21 protein-coding genes are annotated in these 18,717 nt (G+C 48.7%); 7 read left to right on the forward strand and 14 right to left on the reverse strand.

Translation table 11 applies throughout. The features are described 5' to 3' along the window. Positions 1-21: 21 nt before the first annotated feature. From FMS18_RS04145 to rsfS, 6 genes are all read right to left on the reverse strand, one after another. Complete coding sequence (locus FMS18_RS04145; RefSeq protein WP_163292492.1) at positions 22-531, reverse strand: hypothetical protein; 510 nt, start codon at positions 529-531, stop codon at positions 22-24. 111 nt (positions 532-642) lie between these two features. Continuing rightward, positions 643-945, reverse strand: coding sequence for a hypothetical protein (locus tag FMS18_RS04150; protein ID WP_163292493.1), 303 nt, complete (start codon positions 943-945; stop codon positions 643-645). Continuing rightward, positions 945-2,777: an RHS repeat-associated core domain-containing protein gene (locus FMS18_RS04155; RefSeq protein ID WP_163292494.1), complete on the reverse strand. Its 1,833-nt coding sequence runs from the start codon at positions 2,775-2,777 to the stop codon at positions 945-947. Before FMS18_RS04155 ends, FMS18_RS04150 begins: the two co-directional genes overlap by 1 nt. Before the next feature lie 198 nt (positions 2,778-2,975). Continuing rightward, complete coding sequence (locus FMS18_RS04160; RefSeq protein ID WP_203544512.1) at positions 2,976-3,218, reverse strand: hypothetical protein; 243 nt, start codon at positions 3,216-3,218, stop codon at positions 2,976-2,978. A 3-nt stretch (positions 3,219-3,221) separates the two neighbouring features. Continuing rightward, positions 3,222-4,754, reverse strand: coding sequence for a 2,3-bisphosphoglycerate-independent phosphoglycerate mutase (gene gpmI, locus FMS18_RS04165; protein WP_163292496.1), 1,533 nt, complete (start codon positions 4,752-4,754; stop codon positions 3,222-3,224). A gap of 21 nt (positions 4,755-4,775) precedes the next feature. Further along, the gene (gene rsfS, locus FMS18_RS04170) at positions 4,776-5,162 is read right to left on the reverse strand and encodes a ribosome silencing factor (RefSeq protein ID WP_163292497.1); all 387 of its coding nucleotides are present in this window, start codon (positions 5,160-5,162) and stop codon (positions 4,776-4,778) included. A gap of 491 nt (positions 5,163-5,653) precedes the next feature. Here rsfS and FMS18_RS04175 point away from each other — a divergent pair, with 491 nt between their 5' ends. The 4 genes from FMS18_RS04175 to FMS18_RS04190 all read left to right on the forward strand — a co-directional run bounded on the left by FMS18_RS04175 (position 5,654) and on the right by FMS18_RS04190 (position 9,316). Beyond that, positions 5,654-6,964 carry a phenylacetate--CoA ligase family protein gene (locus FMS18_RS04175; protein ID WP_163292498.1) on the forward strand — a complete coding sequence of 437 codons (1,311 nt, stop codon included), beginning with the start codon at positions 5,654-5,656 and terminating at the stop codon, positions 6,962-6,964. A 25-nt stretch (positions 6,965-6,989) separates the two neighbouring features. After that, the gene (locus FMS18_RS04180) at positions 6,990-7,421 is read left to right on the forward strand and encodes an ACT domain-containing protein (RefSeq protein ID WP_163292499.1); all 432 of its coding nucleotides are present in this window, start codon (positions 6,990-6,992) and stop codon (positions 7,419-7,421) included. Between the two features lie 81 nt (positions 7,422-7,502). After that, entirely contained in the window at positions 7,503-8,930 is a 1,428-nt protein-coding gene (locus FMS18_RS04185; protein ID WP_163292500.1) for an RtcB family protein, read from the forward strand. 41 nt (positions 8,931-8,971) lie between these two features. Continuing rightward, positions 8,972-9,316: an Hpt domain-containing protein gene (locus FMS18_RS04190; protein WP_163292501.1), complete on the forward strand. Its 345-nt coding sequence runs from the start codon at positions 8,972-8,974 to the stop codon at positions 9,314-9,316. Between the two features lie 69 nt (positions 9,317-9,385). Here FMS18_RS04190 and FMS18_RS04195 read toward each other — a convergent pair whose 3' ends face one another. The 7 genes from FMS18_RS04195 to FMS18_RS04225 form a co-directional block, all read right to left on the reverse strand. Further along, positions 9,386-11,251, reverse strand: a complete 1,866-nt coding sequence (locus tag FMS18_RS04195) for a potassium transporter Kup (RefSeq protein WP_163292502.1) — start codon at positions 11,249-11,251, stop codon at positions 9,386-9,388. An 84-nt stretch (positions 11,252-11,335) separates the two neighbouring features. Then, on the reverse strand, positions 11,336-11,797 hold the full coding sequence (locus FMS18_RS04200; protein WP_368854142.1) for a nuclear transport factor 2 family protein: 462 nt from the start codon (positions 11,795-11,797) through the stop codon (positions 11,336-11,338). A gap of 66 nt (positions 11,798-11,863) precedes the next feature. After that, on the reverse strand, positions 11,864-12,472 hold the full coding sequence (locus FMS18_RS04205; protein WP_163292503.1) for an adenylyl-sulfate kinase: 609 nt from the start codon (positions 12,470-12,472) through the stop codon (positions 11,864-11,866). Further along, a complete protein-coding gene (locus tag FMS18_RS04210) occupies positions 12,444-13,526 on the reverse strand; it encodes a phosphotransferase family protein (RefSeq protein WP_163292504.1) in 1,083 nt (360 codons plus the stop codon). The genes FMS18_RS04205 and FMS18_RS04210 overlap by 29 nt, the downstream gene beginning before the upstream one ends. 132 nt (positions 13,527-13,658) lie before the next feature. Beyond that, positions 13,659-14,591, reverse strand: coding sequence for a carbohydrate kinase family protein (locus tag FMS18_RS04215; RefSeq protein WP_163292505.1), 933 nt, complete (start codon positions 14,589-14,591; stop codon positions 13,659-13,661). A 109-nt stretch (positions 14,592-14,700) separates the two neighbouring features. Next, the gene (cutA, locus tag FMS18_RS04220) at positions 14,701-15,015 is read right to left on the reverse strand and encodes a divalent-cation tolerance protein CutA (protein ID WP_163292506.1); all 315 of its coding nucleotides are present in this window, start codon (positions 15,013-15,015) and stop codon (positions 14,701-14,703) included. A gap of 9 nt (positions 15,016-15,024) precedes the next feature. Continuing rightward, on the reverse strand, positions 15,025-15,312 hold the full coding sequence (locus tag FMS18_RS04225; protein ID WP_163292507.1) for a hypothetical protein: 288 nt from the start codon (positions 15,310-15,312) through the stop codon (positions 15,025-15,027). A 131-nt stretch (positions 15,313-15,443) separates the two neighbouring features. Here FMS18_RS04225 and nth point away from each other — a divergent pair, with 131 nt between their 5' ends. The 3 genes from nth to FMS18_RS04240 are packed head-to-tail and all read left to right on the forward strand — an operon-like array spanning position 15,444 to position 17,883. Continuing rightward, positions 15,444-16,106 carry an endonuclease III gene (nth, locus tag FMS18_RS04230; RefSeq protein ID WP_163292508.1) on the forward strand — a complete coding sequence of 221 codons (663 nt, stop codon included), beginning with the start codon at positions 15,444-15,446 and terminating at the stop codon, positions 16,104-16,106. Then, positions 16,106-17,242, forward strand: a complete 1,137-nt coding sequence (gene tgt / locus FMS18_RS04235) for a tRNA guanosine(34) transglycosylase Tgt (protein ID WP_163292509.1) — start codon at positions 16,106-16,108, stop codon at positions 17,240-17,242. Before nth ends, tgt begins: the two co-directional genes overlap by 1 nt. Further along, positions 17,242-17,883, forward strand: a complete 642-nt coding sequence (locus FMS18_RS04240; RefSeq protein WP_163292510.1) for a YdcF family protein — start codon at positions 17,242-17,244, stop codon at positions 17,881-17,883. The genes tgt and FMS18_RS04240 overlap by 1 nt, the downstream gene beginning before the upstream one ends. Positions 17,884-17,928: 45 nt before the next feature. On the opposite strand, the gene FMS18_RS04245 is transcribed toward FMS18_RS04240, so the two are convergent. Then, positions 17,929-18,717, reverse strand: coding sequence for an ArsA-related P-loop ATPase (locus FMS18_RS04245; protein ID WP_163292511.1), 789 nt, complete (start codon positions 18,715-18,717; stop codon positions 17,929-17,931).

Genomic DNA, 18,717 nt, shown 5'->3' on the forward strand with positions numbered 1-18,717 from the left:
ATATATACACGAAGGGCGTTCTTACCACTTAGAATCAATAACTCCCCAAACTCCTTTTGCGAAATCTGACATATCAGACTGATCAACACCTTCTTTAATTGTTCCTTTCAGTAGTCCAGAAGAAAAACCACCCACAAATCCAACAACCCCACCAGCTCCAGTCCCAACTCCGGGGGCAACACTCCCTACAGTTGCTCCAAGCAGCCCATATTTTATACCATCTTGCAAACCTCTCCCTAGAATATTGGCCCCAGAAGCAAGAGCGGCCGCCCGTCGCTGCCTACTCAACTGCCCTTCTTTCACAGCCTTACGATCTATCTTAGCCTGTAAACTAGCATCAAATTTGCTTTGCTGATTAGGATCAACAGTATCCGCCAAAGGACTGGACCACCCACTGGTTGCTTCTATAGCCGCACGCCGCTGATCATTTCTCTTATCCGCCGCCGCACTAGCCTTGCGATCCTGTTTCGCTTGCTCTTTTGCAGTAACTTGAGCCTGCTTAGCCGCCAAATCTTTAGCAGCATTTGCCACTTCCCAGCCTGTTTGCGCTCCTGTTTTGTTTAGGTCCGCTAAAGACTGCTTGCTTCAGTTATTGCTATTAAAGAAAAGCCCCCAAACTAGAGTCCGGGGGCTGGTTATGTTTTATGGCAATTGGTTAATTGTTTTACAGTTGTAGCATTTATATCCTTCTTCTTTGAAAAGATAATAACACCCTGCAATGGCGAGAAGGATACTGATTGAAAAGCCACCTAACCCAATCACAACATTACCTATTGCTACCCCCATCGCTCCTAACAAATACAAATAAGCTTGGGATTTATTCGGACGAACTACAAACTCATGACCGCAATTCAAACAAAATATAGTCCTATCAGAACGACCAAAGTAAACAATCAAGCCAACTGTATAACAAATCAGCACAACTAATCCGATCGCAAATTTCATTATTTAAAATCCTTTTTATGTGTATTAGGTTTAGCTGTTCCAAGAATTCCAAAGGAATCTTCCAAATCATTTTTATTCACACCAAACATATCAGCTAAGCCTTTAATGCCAACTACATCATATGCACCGACAGCAGCCCCATAAAAGCCTCCAGTTATGGTGGCCGCAATTCTTCCGCGAACACCTAATGGCTTTCCAAGTTTCTCAAAAGCAAGAGCTCCGCTGACAGCCCCGCCGGCCATACCTTTACCTAAATCCCAAAGATCAAAATCATCTTCATTCTTTTTAGCTTGCTTCGTATCTAAGGCAGGCACGTCAGCTTTGGGCTTAGCCTGCTGATTAGGATCAACAGTATCCGCCAAAGGACTGGACCACCCACTGGTTGCTTCTATAGCCGCACGCCGCTGATCATTTCTCTTATCCGCCGCCGCACTAGCCTTGCGATCCTGTTTCGCCTGTAAACTGGCATCAAATTGGGCCTGTTTAGCCGCCAACCCTTGAGCTGCCTGTGTAGCTTTCTGGCCTGCCAGCTCACCGGATTGGTTCAGGTGCCCCAGAGAATTCTGACTCCCTTTCTCATAATTCGCATTATTTGTCGCATTTTGCCCCCCTCCACCGCTAGGGGTATCATCCCCACTGTAGTCCGGACTTCCCAAATTGGTATTGTGACCCAATGCAGCAGCTTTACTTTCCATTTCCCGGGCGTGTTGAGCACTTGATTTAGACATAGCACTGCCCCCACCTAAAGTGTCCGACTGACCGCTTGCTCCGGCGTGCCCTGAACCAGAAACACTGAACAACCCGACCCGATCAATAAAATTAACCGGATCATCCGCGCAATACCCGTACACATCCACATCGCCGCCAGCAAGACCGAGAGGATCAGGAGTAATGAACCGCCCGATGGAAGGATCGTATTCACGATATCCGAAGTGGACCAACCCGGTATCCTTGTCATACAACCCGGCAGCGAATCCGAGCGGGATGTCCATGCGTTCATTAGTATCGATAGTTTTATTTCCAAACGAATCACGGATAATACGCTTTACCTCATTTCCCTCGCCATTAGCAACTATATAAATAGTCCCCACCTGATCAGTGGCAAAGTAATAAATTTCTTCATTCACACGCATGGCAATGGGATCACCATCTTCATCGTATGCGAATTCTTTTCGGTTACCGTAATTATCAGTCACAACGGCAAGGGTGGTGAAATCGAGCCAAAGGTAGCTCTCCACTATCTTTCCATTGATTGACTTTGAAACTCGCCTGCCTTCAGGATCAATGGTGTAATTGATGCGCCTGCCGTCGGAGAGGTTAACCTGCTCTAACTGACCGGAATGATGGTAGCTGTATCTAGTTACATGCTGACCGTCCTGCTTCGTGATGAGACGACCATATTCATCATAGAAATATTGTACACTCCCTGCCTTTTCCAATCGCAACCCCGGACCATAACGGAATGTACGTTGCGGCATCCGTACGGTTGCACCAAAGTAACGCTCACCGTATTTTCCGTACAAATACTCTTCAACCAGCTTTTCACCACTCCAGACTTTATGCAGCCTGCCCCCGGCATCGTATTCGTATTTCAGCTTTTGAGTAAAATTCTCGAATGCAATCAACCTCTCGATAATACGCCCGTTTTCATCACTCCCCGTTGCCAGCACGGAAAACGGTTCTGATGTTCCCGGCACGATGAACGGGACTACACGAACGGCGTCTTCGGGACTGTACTCAACGTTATCCCGTTCAAATTCATCGAACAAGTTTTCCCCTGTTCCGGTCTGGGGTGTACGCGACCTGCTCTCCCTTTGAAAATCGTAAGACATACTAATGCCTCCTAAATTAAAGATTTCGGAAACTGTCATGAATCCCCGTGATTCAAGACAATTAAAATCCCTCATACCTTCAATTTACCGGACATCACGGACCTGAATCAGGGGACTCAGGTCCGCCTTTGGGCACAAAAAAAGAGAGCCTCCTGCACACGCAGAAAGCTCTCTTCTTCAAATTATATTTACTACAGGCTAGAAAAAATCAGGATCAACAGCAGCCTTGCCGTTCTCAAGCATGATCTTGTAGAACCTGATTACCTTTTCATCCACCGGAACTATTGGAAAATTCTTCCGGCAGGCATCGCAGGTTGCCATGGCTGGCTGTGTCGGTGCGATGTAAGGAACTTCCCGACCACAAAACGGGCAGGGAAACATAAATATTATCTCCATCCCGCAGGGCTTGACCGGAGATAAAGGTTTGCGGGTTTCAGACATCAATTATCCTTTCAAAAGGTCTTTACCGGTCATTTCTTCAGGAACGGAAATGCCCATGTGATTCAAAATTGTGGGTGCAATGTCGCAGAGTGCGCCTTCAGCAGGGTTGGAACCCTCGAAAGCATCGCCGATAAATACCAGCGGAACATTGTTTAGGCTGTGCGCAGTCTGCGGACCGCCGTTACCGTCGATCATTTCCTCGGCATTACCGTGGTCGGCAGTCAGCAGGATGACCCCGCCGATTTCCTTAACCGCTTCCACGATCTTACCGACGCATGCATCAACAGTTTCGCAGGCCTTAATGGCTGCCGGGATAATGCCCGAATGGCCGACCATGTCAAGGTTGGCAAGGTTGCAGATACACAGGGAATATTTCGGCAGAGCTTCGATAAGCTTATCGGTTACTTCCTCAGCACTCATCTGCGGCTTAAGGTCGTAAGTAGCCACCTCGCGCGGAGAAGGAACAAGAATACGGTCCTCACCCTCGAAAGGCTCTTCGCGTCCGCCATTCATAAAATATGTCACGTGGGCATACTTTTCAGTTTCGGCAATACGCAGCTGCTTCAGCCCCTTATCCGCCACAACTTCCCCGATTGGGTTGCTGATGTTGAGCGGAGGGAAGGCATTAGGAAAAGGAAAGTCGGATTCGTACTGCGTCATAGTCACGAACCCACTGAATTCAGGAGCTTTAGGACGATCGAATTCACTGAAATCCTTCACCGCAAGTGCCCGGCAAATCTGACGGGCGCGGTCAGCACGAAAGTTGAAAAAGAACACGCCGTCACCGTCTTTCAAGGTTCCGTCAACACCGGAAAGAATGCGCGGCTTGATGAATTCATCTGTTTCACCGGCAGCATAAGCATCTTCAACAGCCTTGACCGGATCAGAAACTTCCTGACCTTCACCAAGAACCAGAGCCTTGTAGGAAAGCTCGTTGCGTTCGTAATGCTTGTCACGGTCCATGGAGTAGTAACGACCGGAAATGGAAGCCACTTTACCGGCACCGATTTCAGCCATTTTGTCCACAAGCTGCTGCATGTAAACTTTACCGCTGGTGGGTGAAGTATCACGGCCATCCATAAAAGCATGGACAAAGATTTCCTTGATCCCGGCATCCTTGGCAACTTCAATCAGAGCGTAAAGATGATTGATATGGGAATGCACTCCGCCGTCGGAAAGAAGGCCCATGTAATGCAGACGTCCGTCCGCAGCTTTAACATTATCCATGAGGGAGCTGATAGCCTCATTGGCCGCCAGCTCTTTTTTCTCAATGGTAATGTCAATGCGGGTCATGTCCTGATAAACAACCCGGCCCGCCCCGATGTTGGTATGACCAACCTCGGAGTTGCCCATGAAGCCGTCAGGAAGCCCCACCGCACGGCCAGCGCATTTAAGCTGGGTCTGCGGACAGCTTCTGAGCAGCCCGTCAAGGACGGGAGTGTTGGCAAGTTTAACTGCGTTGCCTTTACCTTCGGGGGCAATCCCCCAGCCGTCCAGAATAAGCAGGACTGCGGGAGCACCGGTTTGCTGAGACATGTTTAAATTCCTTGCGCAGGCTTAATCCTGCGGCTTGAGGTTTAGATCCATTCTGGTGCCTTCGGACCAGAGACCTTCCACGTTATAAAATCCGCGGTTTTCTTCCTGAAAAATGTGGACGATAATATCGTTCAGATCGAGAAGGATCCAGTCTCCGGTTTTGTAGCCTTCCATACCGAGATATTCGATATTATCGCTGGAAAGCTGTTCCAGAACGAAATCAGCCAAAGCCTGTGCATGACGCACGCCCTTCGCCCCGGCAACCATTACAACTTCGGCAATGGGGCAGATTCCCTGCACGTCCACTGCGGAAACATCACTGGCCTGTTTTTCGTCCATCCACTGCGCAACAAGCTGCACTTTATCCTTAGTATCGATCTGTTTAAATTTCTTTTCTTTAGTTTTCATTCTTTTGGTTTGATTAACCGGCGTTCTCCCCTTACGGAAAACGCGCTTGAATCCGGACCGCAAACAGCGGGAATAAAGGACTTTAAGTCCCTGCGTGCCTGACATCCAACACATCCGGCCTGACGCAGTTCTCACATTTCGTCCAAAGTACAATATGATTATATAGAGAATTTACGCCCGCTACGCAATCAATACTATAGCCTACTTTTAAATGGTTTTCAATTGTGAAAATAATTTTCGAATTCGAAAAAACACCGTCAAAAATTCAATGACTTGTTGACGGTGGGTAAACACTTATGCAATAAACTTCGTCATGCTTAACCACACCTTTTTATCCCTTTTCTTTTTTAGGACTGAAATATAGTCATCCCGTGGTTATGGAAAAAACACTGATTGTAAGTTTACCGGGCCACGGGCGCAAACCCCGTGGCCTTTTTTTATACTGTTAACACAAACCCTGTACCGGGATCAGCCATATCAGGAGGCAAGCGATGATCTTCGACGTAGACAAGGAAACAATGCCGAGGGAAGAGCTGGAAGAATTGCAGCTCAAACGCTTGAAGCAACTTTGCGAACGCGTTTATGCCAACGTTCCTTTTTACACCAACAAGTTTAAGGAACTGGGTATCGAACCCAAGGACATCAACTCCCTTTCCGATCTTACCAGACTGCCTTTTACTGAAAAGCAGGACCTGCGTAACCACTACCCCTTCGGCCTCTTTGCTGTTTCCCGCGAGAACATCGTCCGCATCCACTCTTCTTCCGGTACCACCGGCAAGGCAACCGTTGTCGGCTACACCAAGCGCGACATCAAGAACTGGGCGGACCTGATGGCCCGTTCCTTCGCTATTGCCGGGGCTACTCCTGAAGACAGCATCCACAATGCTTACGGTTATGGTCTTTTTACCGGGGGCCTCGGCGCTCACTACGGTGCGGAAGCACTGGGCGCGACCATCATCCCGGTTTCCGGCGGCGGCACCAGACGGCAGATCATGCTGCTCAAAGATTTCGGCGCGGACGTAATCTGCTGCACCCCCTCCTACGCCCTGTTCCTCTATGAAACAGGCAAGGAAATGGGCATTGATTTCAGCAAACTGCCCCTTAGAATCGGTATCTTCGGTGCTGAGCCGTGGACTGAATCCATGCGCCGCGACATTGAGAGCAAACTCAACATCAAGGCTCTCGACATTTACGGCCTGTCCGAAATCATGGGTCCCGGCGTTGCTATGGAATGTGCCGAAGAACAGAAAGGCCTGCATATCATGGAAGACCACTTTCTGCCTGAAATCATAAACCCAGAAACCGGCGAGCATGTAGAGCCCGGCGAAGTGGGCGAGCTGGTAATCACCACCCTGACCAAGGAAGGCATCCCGCTCATTCGCTACCGCACCCGCGACCTGACCCGTCTGAACTACACAGCCTGCCGTTGCGGCCGCACCTTTGCCCGCATGCAGCGTGTAACCGGACGTAGTGACGATATGCTCATCATCCGCGGCGTGAACGTCTTCCCGTCCCAGATTGAGTCCATCCTCGTTGAGACCGAAGGCATTTCCCCGCATTACCAACTCGTTGTTGAACGTGACGGCAATCTCGACATTCTCACTGTTAAAGTTGAAATTTCAGGTTCCTCGTTCTCTGATGAAATTAAAAATTTACAGCGTCTCGAAAGAAAGATACAAAAAACTATTAAGGAATTCCTTGGCGTAACAGCCAGAGTCAAGCTTGTGGAACCCAAATCCATTGAACGTTCCATGGGTAAGGCCCAGAGAATTATCGACCTGCGTAATCAGAACCAGCAATAGAACCTATCAAAAGCGAGGAAACACCATGAAATGTGACCAGCTATCCATATTCCTTGAGAACCGTGCCGGCAGACTTGCTGAAGTTACTCGTCTGCTTACTGAAAACAAAGTCAACATCCGTGCCCTCTCTCTTGCCGACACTTCTGATTTCGGCATCCTGAGAGTCATCGTGTCCGACTTTGAAACTGCGCAGAAAGTGCTTAAAGACGCAGGCTTCACCGTTGGTAAAACCTCCGTTGTGGCAGTAGAGGTCGACGACCAGCCCGGCGGACTGCACAACCTGCTCGAAATGCTGCGCGGGTCCGGTATCAACGTGGAATACATGTACGCCTTTGTACACCAGTCCGGTGCCAATGCCGTAATTATCTTCCGCTTTGACCGCACCGATCAGGCAATTGAACTTCTCACTGAGAAGAACATCAAAATGCTTCCCAGCGAAGAGCTTTGTAAGCTTTAAACTATTTAGCTTCACAAACAAATCAAAGGGAGATTTTAGCTATTATTAGTTAAAATCTCCCTTTTGTTTTATGTATACAAAATGAACATCAAACTACTCAAACAAGAAGCCCCCTGCCGTTGGCGTATGGAGAAATACGGCCCCATGCGCGTTGACGCTATGTTTTTCGGCAACAAAGATATTATCCTTGATCTGGACGAGACCACAGTCTCGCAGGTTCGTGATGTGGCATCACTTCCGGGCGTGGTAAGTCCGGTCTGCGCCATGCCGGACGCCCATTCCGGTTACGGCTTTCCCATCGGCGGGGTCGGTGCCTTTGATGAAAAACACGGAATAATTTCTGCTGGAGGGGTCGGTTTTGATATTTCCTGCGGCGTGCGTACCCTGACCACCGGACTGACCCGGCAGGACTTGATCACCTGCGATGAAAAGCTGGCTGATTTACTTTTTAGACGAATTCCATCAGGAACGGGAGTTGGCGGTGAGATAATCCTTGAAGGAGACTTGCTGGATGAAATGCTGCGCGGCGGTGCCTCATGGGCTGTGGGGCAAGGCATGGGCCAACCGGAGGACCTCGGCAGGATTGAAGGTAACGGACGCAACAATTTTGCTGATCCGAAAAAAGTTCCGCAGAGGGCTAAGCAGCGCATGCGCAACCAGTTGGGATCACTGGGATCAGGGAATCACTATCTGGAAGTTCAATATGTGGAAGAAATTTATGATGCAGCCAAAGCTGCGGCCTTCGGCATCGAAATTGATGATGTGGTGGTCAGCATCCATTGCGGGTCGCGCGGCTTGGGCCACCAGATTGCCAAGGATTACCTGCCCATGATGGCTAAAGCCGCCCCCGGATTCGGCATCAAACTGCCTCATCGCGATATTGCCTGCACACCTATCAGCTCAGAGCTGGGTCAGGATTACCTCGGGGCCATGGGAGCGGGCATCAACTGCGCCCTTGCCAACCGTCAGGTAATCACCCACCTTGTGCGCCAATGCTTTGCTGATCTTTTACCGCAGGCTGATTTGCGACTGCTTTATGATGTGAGTCATAACACCTGCCAGCGTGAAAAATTCAATGTTAACGGCAAAAAGCGCAATCTCTGGGTACACCGCAAAGGCGCAACCCGCGCCCTTGGCCCGGACCACCCGGAACTTCCCAGTGAATTCAAAAAACACGGTCAGCCGATAATCATCGGTGGAAGCATGGGGACGGCTTCCTACATCCTTGCCGGAACAAAGCAGGCTGCGGAAATTTCATTTTCGTCCTGCTGTCACGGTGCCGGGCGGGTTATGAGCCGAACCAAAGCGCGCAAGAATTTCAAAGGAAGTAAAATCCAAAAAGAACTGGGCAGGCGCGGAATCATCATCCGCAGCGGCTCAATCAAGGGCATTGCCGAGGAAGCCCCCCTTGCCTACAAAAACATCGATTCGATTATTGAATCAACCCAAACAGCCGGAATATCAGAAAAGGTTGCCTGCTTGCGACCAATTTTATGCATTAAGGGCTAATAATTGTGGAAATAGATTATGTTTTGGCTTAAGTTATCCTGATGGAAAATATTGAAGTAATCAACAAGGATTGGCTGGCCTCCATGGCCTCCACCAAAAAGGAATTCCTGACCAAGCTTTTTGCCGTATTCCTGCACGATGAACCTGCGCGGGTAATCAAAATCAGGGAAGCCTTCGAAGCCGGACAAATGGATGAACTGAAATACCTTGCCCACTCCCTTAAAGGCGCTGCCGCCACCATGGGTGCCGACAGGGTTCGCGAAGCCTGCCTGAGACTGGAATACAGTGCCCGCGACGAAGACAAAGAACTCTCGGAAAAGAACCTGCACATTCTTGAGGACGAGATGAAACTTGTTTACGATTTCATGAGCGAATTCATCCAGTAACAGATCAGTTTAAATAAATTTCAAACTGAAAAACCGGGAGTTCTCCCGGTTTTTCAGCTTTATACTTCTTTAGATTGTAATTGCCGTACCAATAGTAATCACCTTATCCGCAGGAATCCGCAAATAATCGAGAGGATCTTCGGACATGGAACTGAACAGAATAAAAAGCTTACGACGCAGCAAATGCTTTTTATTCTCCTTGTTTAAACGCAGCAACATCCTCCCCATGTAAAAAGAACTGTCCGTGCTGCTCAGCCCCAACTGGTTCCATGACTGAACCAGCACAAGCGAAAGATTTGGCTTTTCCATGAAACCGTAGTTCACGGTCATCCAATAAATATTTTTATCAATATTTTTAAGCGCGATGCGACTGTGCGGATCAAGATAGGGATCACTGGCAGTAGTTACCCGCAAAAAAACAAGCTTTTCATGCACAACCCGGTTATTGCGCAAATGTTGCAAAAACGCATGGGGGACGGATTCTGATGCAGTAAGAAAAACAGCCTCCCCCGGAACCTTGGCCAGCATATACTTTTCAATTTCAGGTTCCAGATTCGAAACCTCCAGCCCCCGCTTCTGCAACAACCCTCTCAGCTTGGCACGTCCCCAGATCCAGACAAACATGCCATAAGCAATAAGCCCTGCCAGCAGGATGGGGAACCAGCCACCCCCGGCGATCTTGGTGAAGTTGACGATGAAAAAACCAAGATCAAAAATTGCAAAAAATCCGGTCAGTACTGCGGCTAAAACCCACGGGCAATTGCGAATCTTGCGCAGGTAAAACCAGAATAAATAGGTGGTAATTACCATGGTCCCGGTTATGGCGATACCGTAAGCCCCGGCCAGATTTTCCGATTCCCTGAAAAAAATCACCAACAGAATGCACAACGCGGCCATAATCCAATTAACCGAGCGCACAAAGACCTGACCGGGATTATCCTCCGAGGTTTGCAAAATACGGATACGAGGCACAAAACCCAGATGCACAGCCTGTGCGGTAAGGGAAAAAGCCCCGGAAATAATGGCCTGAGAGGCAATGATTGCCGCAAAGGTTGCCAGCCCCACCATGGGCAGGGTCAAAAATTTCGGAAAAAGACTGAAAAAAGGATTGATAATGGCATGGGGATTCCTGATCAGCATAGCTCCCTGCCCAAGATAATTGAGAAGTAGACTAGGCAGAGCCACGCAATACCATGCCAGAGTGATCGGCTTGCGCCCGAAATGGCCCATATCGGCAAAAAGAGCCTCTCCCCCGGTAACACAGAGTACAACCGCGCCAAGGACCATACAGCCGGCAATTCCGTTTTCAACGAAAAAATTAACCGCATAATACGGCCTGAAGGCCTGCAAGACCTCTGGATTACCCACTGCGCTAAACAATCCGAAGGCACCGATCACCGTAAACCAGACCAGCATAACCGGACCGAACAACCGTCCTATCTTCTCGGTACCGCTGCTCTGAAAAGCAAAAAGGGCCAGCAAAATTGTACAGGCGATATGAGTCGTATACTTATGTGCGGCAGTAGTGGCTACATCCAGCCCCTCAATAGCGGAAAGCACGGAAATAGCAGGAGTGATGACCCCGTCCCCATAAAGCAAAGCACCGCCGATCATGGCAGCAAAAAGCATAAATGAAGCAGATCTGCGCTGCCCCGCATGACTGACCAGTTCGTAAAGTGCAAAAATACCGCCCTCGCCTTTATTATCTGCTGCCATGACGAATGTAACGTATTTCAGGCAGATCACGATCAGCAAAGACCAGATAATCAGGGAAAGCACCCCCAGCACATTTGCCGGGTTAAGCGTGATGGCATGGTGCCCGCTGAAACAGGCTTTCATGGCATAGAGCGGGCTGGTGCCGATATCACCGAACACAACCCCCAACGCGCCCAGCGCAAGTGCGGTCTGGCGGCTCTTTGCTTTATGCTTTGTCATAACTTCCCTGTACAAATCTCTAACGAACAAAAAAAGGGAAAACTACCACAATAGTTTTCCCTTAAGTGATAAAGCACCTTACGCTTACTTACCCTTACGCCCATAGGTTTCCTGCTCAATTAGCCATTTTCCATCCTTGAGCAGGAATTCAAAAGAAGGAGTAAATTTACCACGTCCGTCATTACTGCGGTAATCCCAGGCAACCCTTGCACGACACTTATTGCCTTCAACTTTAAATTCAGTAATTTTGAACAGACGCAGCTTGAATGAACTATCCACCCAATATGATGCACAACGGGGCAGACTTTCACTGAATCCCTTGAACAAATTCTCTTCTTTGTAATTACAGGGAAAAGACTTAATCACAGCATTATCTGCATAAAGCCCGCGGATAGCATCGAAATCCCTTAAATTGTAAGCGTCCTTATAATCAAAAAGAACATCCTTGATCTGAACCCGCACATCCTCCTCAGAAGAAGCCCCGGCGGAAACAGCAGCGCAGAGAACAACCAGCAACATCAACATTGAAAGCAAAATTTTCTTCACAGCAAACACCTTCTAATATGTATTTTTATGCAACTGCATTCCTTTTAAAACAATTCGAAATAAAAATCAGCAAATCCCGTTCATTCTACGCCACTTTTGCAGACAATTTTTCACCTCTTCAAAAGTTTCGTCGGGAGTTTTCCCGGCAGTATCCACAATGCATTCGGCATTGTGATCTTCCTGAAATTTAACATCCACCCCGATAACTTCCCCAAGATCCTCGAAATCCCTACCTGTGCGCTGCCGCTCAAGGGCTTTTTCATAAAGCCCGGCCATAACCAGCCCCTGTTGCCGCCCGGACTCACGCTTCATGGCCATATTCACCGGACAGCGCAAATAAACTTCAGCAAAATATTCTATTTTTTCACGGGCATCATTGCGCCAGCAAAGCTCATGAGCAGAACCATCCATAATCACACACCGCCCCGATTCCATGATGGAAATGGCGTCTTCCACAAAAAGGTTATAGGCCCGCTGCCGCTCATCGCAGGTGTATTCAGGATTGGGAATATAAATTTTACGCCGCTCATCCATGCAGAGCAGCACAACCTTAACCCCTTCCGCACGCAATTGCTCATAAAACTTTCCGGCAATGGTACTCTTGCCGCATGCAGGCAATCCGGTAATCCAGATAGCCCAGTTCCTGTTAACGCATATACCGTTCGAATTGGACATAATCGAAGACCTCATCCTCAAGGACATTTTCAATAAACCGCATCAGTGCATCGCGCACTTCCTGCGGATGATCCGGATACCAAACCGGAGAAGCAACGACCAACCCCCTGAACACGAAAAAAGGAGCCATAACCTGTAATACTTCATCATCCCCGGTCTTTTCAAGATATGTTTCCATATAGGTCATGTACAGGTTACGCAGCTTACTGGAAAACTTCCCCCCTGAATAAAGCCCGAAAAGAATATAATTGGTAGCCATGCAGCAAAGATCCCCGGCAGGCTCACCCCACTCACCCCTGCTGCGGTCCAGAACGCTGAATCCGTCCGGCCCGCCCATGAGAACATTCCAAGGATGAAAATCACCATGTACTGCACATAAACGGTGGGTGTAATGAAAAAGTTTCCAACGCCAGTCGATCAGCTTTTTCTCCAGATTCACAAAGCGGTCCTGTGAAAAAAAATCACAGGGATGTTTGAATGCCTCATCCACCAGCCCCATGATACATTCACTGGAACCGATCAAATCCCGGATACGGCGCATGTACAGATGGGGATCATACTTTTTCACAGAATGGATTTCAGCCAGCCACTCAGCAAGATCGACAACATTCTGTTCGTCCTGCTCCTGCAACTCTCCGTTACGAATACGTTCAAGATCATTAAAATAATCGTAGCCCTGCAACTTCTCATTGAGGATAAAAAACTCCTGCGGTTCATTAAGCGGGAGCATCTCACCGTCACGGCTGATATAACCGATGCCCATAGGCTTCACATGGCGCGGCAAACGGGCTGAAGCCTCATACTGAAACATAAGTACCGCTGCACGGTCCCAATAAAACTGATGCCCGTAATTATCCCCCTTCATAACCGAAATCACGGTTTCCAGCTTCTCGCCGTCTACGGTAAAAAGAACCAATAATGGCTTGCCGTAGCCGAATTTCTTCATACCCTGCTTATCCAAAGAGCCGATATCCCCATAATCCACAAGGGACGCGCCGAGACCGAAAGCCTCTTTCAAGTATGTTTCAAGCATGGAAGCTGTGATTTCAATCATGATCCATCCTCCGGGATTTTACCCCAAGGATACAGGAACTGAGAACTTACTTACAAACTATTTTTAATAAAAAAACCGGAACCCTGAAAACAGGATTCCGGCTTGAAAGCAAATTGTATAAATTATTAAGGTCTACAGCTTACCAAAATTTTTCTCGTAACGAGCCCAGAACTCTTCCTCGGTGTAGGAATGTTCCTGAGTACCGAGTTTTTCAACGCAGTAAACCGCGCTGACAGCACCAACGTGGGCAGCTTCAACAAGATTTTTACCCATGGCGAGGCCCTTGATCAGACCTGCGCGAAACGCATCGCCTGCTCCGGTGGGATCTTCCACAACTTCAGCCTTGGCTGCGGGAACTTTTGTTTCGCCGTCTTTTTCAACAACGAGACAGCCGTGCTCACCGAGAGTCACGATGATGGAATCGCAGATTTCCATGAGTTCATCACGGGTTTTACCTGTAGATTTCATTATCATTTCCAGTTCGTAGTCATTGGAAACAAGAATCTTGCAACCGCCGATCATTTCCAGCAGCTGTTCGCCGCTGAATGCGGGGATATTCTGGCCCGGATCGTAAATGTAGGAAACACCTTTTTCGCGGTAGACCTTGGGAAAATTCTGCATATCATCAAGGTTACCGGGGGAAACGATAGCCAGTGCATCTGCGGGATTAACAGCTGAGAAATCGTAATCACAACCGTATTTCATAGCACCGGGGTTGAATCCGGTAATCTGGTTATCGGATTTGTCAGTGGTGATGTAGGCTCCGGCGGTGAATTCATCATCAACGCGCTTGATGCCTTCACGGGTAATTTTGTTATCGTCCAGCCATTTTTCGTAGCCGTCGAAATCCTTACCGGCAGTACCGAGGATCACAGGCTTTTCATCCAGCATGGAAAGAGCGTAAGCAATGTTTCCGGCTGTACCGCCAAAACGTTCGTCAAGGCCGTCTACCAAAAAGCATACGTTAAGCATGTGGATTTTATCGGGCAGGATATGATCGGCGAAGCTACCGGGAAAACTCATAATTCTGTCGTAGGCCAAAGAACCGGAAACCAATATCTGCATTTGTTTGAACTCCTGAATAAATTTGGATCGGGCAAAAAAAGGAATCTCTGCCCGCTTAAGTTTTGCGGACAGAGACTATGCTTTCTTTTATGGGAAAGTCAATTAGAGGCTACTTTGTATGACTTTTCACCCATTCAAAAAACTCTTCATTACCCTGCTTAGACTCAAGGGCAACAATCGCCGGGCAGTCATAACTATGAATATTCTTTACTGTCTGGATCAATTTATCCACCAGCTCCGGCGATGTTTTAGCAATAAGCACCGCTTCCTCGGAACGCTCAAGCTTACCTTCCCACCAGTACATGGATTCCATTTTATCAAAGATATTCACGCAGGCTGCAAGATGGCGCATGAGCAGTTCGCCACCAATCTCTCGCGCTTCTTCCACATCTCCGGCAGTAATATAAACCAGCATTATGGACATAAAGCCCTCCTATTTACAAACAGGACTCTCACCGGGTTTGGCATTTGCAAGGTAATTGCTGATACCGTCCAGTTCATCGGCAGTAACGATCATTCCCATTTCAGCCATACGCTGAGTTGTTTTTTCCCATGCAGCGAGATCTTTTTTTCCCAACCCACGACAGACACGCTTCAAACTGTGACAACTTCCGCATTTTGCAAAAACAAGACTGGAACCATCTTCCGCGCCAGATACGGAAAGTCCAAGTCCTGACATGGTAAAAAGAACCGCAACTATCAAACTTAATGCTATTTTCATTTCAAATCCTCCGCTTTAATTTGTATTAAATGATACATGAATTGACATGAACGGCAACATTTATCAGGCTGTAGACAGCATATTCGATGATTGTAAGTTACAAAAAGAAATGATAGCCCACACCATATATTATGAAAATGAAAGCCCCTGATAAACGCACTCTGCAAAGAGCAACGACCATCTATGACCGCCTGATTAAACGGTACCCAAACCCGCAGCCGGAATTGGACTGGTCCAACGCATGGGAACTCATGGTTGCCACAGCTCTTGCTGCCCAGTGCACAGATGTGCGGGTCAATAAGGTTACCCCGGAACTTTTCCACAGATGGCCCGGCCCGGCGGAAATGAATAAAGCCGATGTGGCGGATGTTGAAGAAGTCATCCGCTCTACCGGACTTTTCCGCAACAAAGCCAAAAATCTGAAAGGCGCAGCGGATGTGGTCATGAATGAATTCGGCGGAGAAATGCCCCGGACCATGAAAGATATGATCAAGCTGCCCGGAGTAGCCCGCAAGACCGCAAATATCGTGCTCTCCAATGCCATGAATGTTCATGAAGGGGTTGCCGTGGATACCCATGTTAAACGGCTTTCATTCAGGATGGGGTTGACCGAAAGTACCAACCCCAATGTCATAGAAAAAGACCTGATGCCGCTTTTTGAACGTGATAACTGGGGCGATGCCAACCATGTTCTGGTTCTATACGGACGTGAAATATGTTCGGCCCGAAGCCCGAAATGCGACATCTGCGAACTTAACGATATCTGTCCGCAAAACGGAATTGAGAAAAAATAATGAGCGAAGAAAAAAAGAAACCCGGAAACTTTACCGTACATGCCACCGACGGCAACGCCCGCCGCGGAACCCTGATGACCGCCCATGGTGAAATCCAGACCCCGGTCTACATGCCAGTAGGTACTCAGGGAGCTGTGAAAGCCGTTTCCCCGCGTGATCTGCGTGAAATCAATTCCCAGATTATTCTCGGTAACACTTACCACCTCTACCTGCGCCCCGGTGACGAGCTTATTGCCCGCCGTGGAGGCCTGCATAAATTTTCCAACTGGGATAAGCCCATCCTCACCGACAGCGGCGGATTTCAGGTTTTCAGCCTTGAATCCATCCGTAAGATCACCGAACAGGGCGTGGAATTCCGTTCCTATATTGACGGATCAAAACACTTCTTTTCCCCGGAAAAGGTAATTTCCATCCAGAACAACATCGGCTCCGACATCATGATGGTTCTGGATGAATGTGTGGGCTACGGACATGACCGCGACTACACAGCTAAATCCCTTGAAATGACCACCCGCTGGGCTAAACGCTGCCGCGACGCCTACCCCGTAGGTTCCGGCGATCAGCTCATGTTCGGTATCGTGCAGGGCGGTTTCCACAAGGACCTGCGTGAAATCAGCCTTGAGCAACTCCGCGAGATTCCCTTTGAAGGCTTCGCCATCGGCGGACTTAGCGTCGGGGAACCCATCCCGGACATGTACGATATTTTACAGCACATCGGTCCCAAGCTGCCCGCTGAAAAACCCCGCTACCTCATGGGTGTGGGAACTCCGCTGGATATTCTTGAAGGTATCGCCAACGGCGTTGATATGTTCGACTGCGTGCTGCCCACAAGGAACGCCCGCAACGGCACCCTGTACACCAGCCTCGGCAAGGTCAACATCAAGCGTGCCCAGTACCGTGAAGATGATTCCCCGCTGGACCCCAATTGCGATTGCTACACCTGCCGCAATTTCAGCAAAGCTTACCTGCGCCATCTGTACACAGCAAAGGAACTGCTCTCCAGCCAGCTGAACTCAATCCACAACCTGCGCTTCTTCCTCAAGCTGACTGAAGAAGCACGGGAAGCCATTGAAAAAGGCACTTTCAACGACCTGCGCAAAAAATACGAAGCGGTTTACGAACCGGTCGTGAGATAATGAAAATTGTCAGGCCGTTACTAACGCTTATGGGAGCACTGACCGTTGCCGGAATACTGGCAACGGCAGTGCTTTTCTTCTTTGCCCCGGTCCTGCTTCAGAAAGAGGATGTGCTTGAAAAAGCTGACGCAATCGTGGTGCTGGGTGGAAGTGCTTTCAGACCAGCTTACGCTGCTGACTTATTTCTAGAAGGGTATGCACCGCAATTGCTGGTCAGCAAACCAATCAAATCTCCAGCCACTATTATGGCCAAAAAACTTGGTGCAACAGCTCCTTATCAGTGGGAACTGTATACTGATATTTTCTTAAATAAAGGAATCAGTCAGGATAATTTTAATTTTTTCGGGGAAGCGAACATAAGCACCATTGATGAAGCAGAACAGCTTGCAAAAGCTCTCCCTCCTCAAATAAAATCCATTATTATAGTCACATCTCCACTGCACACCCGTAGAGCAGGGATTATATTCAAAGAAAAACTTCCCAATATAAAAATCACGGTAGTTTCAACTCCCTTTGATCCGGTCCCCTCACCATGGTGGAAGAATTACCGCGCTGCCCCATTCGTTCTTCTGGAAGTAGCCAAGACCCTTTATTATGAGCTGGGCGGAGCTTTCAGAAGCTCGGAACAGATTGCAGATTAAAAGAACAAAGGCCTTCCGCTTAAACACGGAAGGCCTTCCCGGTTATTATGCCCTGGTCATTTTCTGCAATGACCGGACAATCATCTCCATCTTTGCATCAATCTCAACAGATTCGGGCAAGTTGAGCACATTGCCATCTGACATCTGTCTCTCTATCAACCCAGGCAGATGCGGCATGGAAAACTGCTCTTCGGGCAGATGCTCCAGTTCAGGAAAGGTTCCGCCCAAATAACGGTTGACGACCAGAACCTGATTTTCAAGCCCCAGCTCAAAAGCCATACGGCCAACCTCAGAGGCTGTTTGGAAACTGCGCATGGAAGGTTCACTGACCACCACAATTCCATCCACATGCATGGCTGTTCCCCTACCGAGATGCTCCACCCCGGCTTCAAGATCAACCAACACACAATCATCGCTGTCCATAACCATATGAGCCAGCAAGGCTTTTAGTAGAGCGTTGGCATCACAGGCGCAACCGCCCCCGGCATTTGACAGGCCGCCCATGACCAGCAATCTTTTCTTGCCGGGATCAACACCGGGGAAAGGCTCCTCATAAAGGGGAACTTCCACAGCAAGCTCTTCCGGCAGGTCTCCCACCTCGGGATTAAGATTGAGAAAACCTTCCTCATGAATCCGTTCCCTGACCAGATCTGACCTTGATGAAACGGGATCGGGCAACTCGTCAGCAGCCAGCCCGGAAGCCTGCCCCAAAGATAAAGCCGTATCAGCATCAATCATCCAGACATTCTGCCCGCTGCGGGCCATCCAATCAGCCATCCACGAAGTGATTGAGGTCTTACCTACACCACCTTTGCCTGCAAATGCCAGCTTCAT

This window comes from Desulfovibrio sp. JC022 (assembly GCF_010470665.1).
Taxonomy (GTDB): Bacteria; Desulfobacterota; Desulfovibrionia; order Desulfovibrionales; family Desulfovibrionaceae; genus Maridesulfovibrio.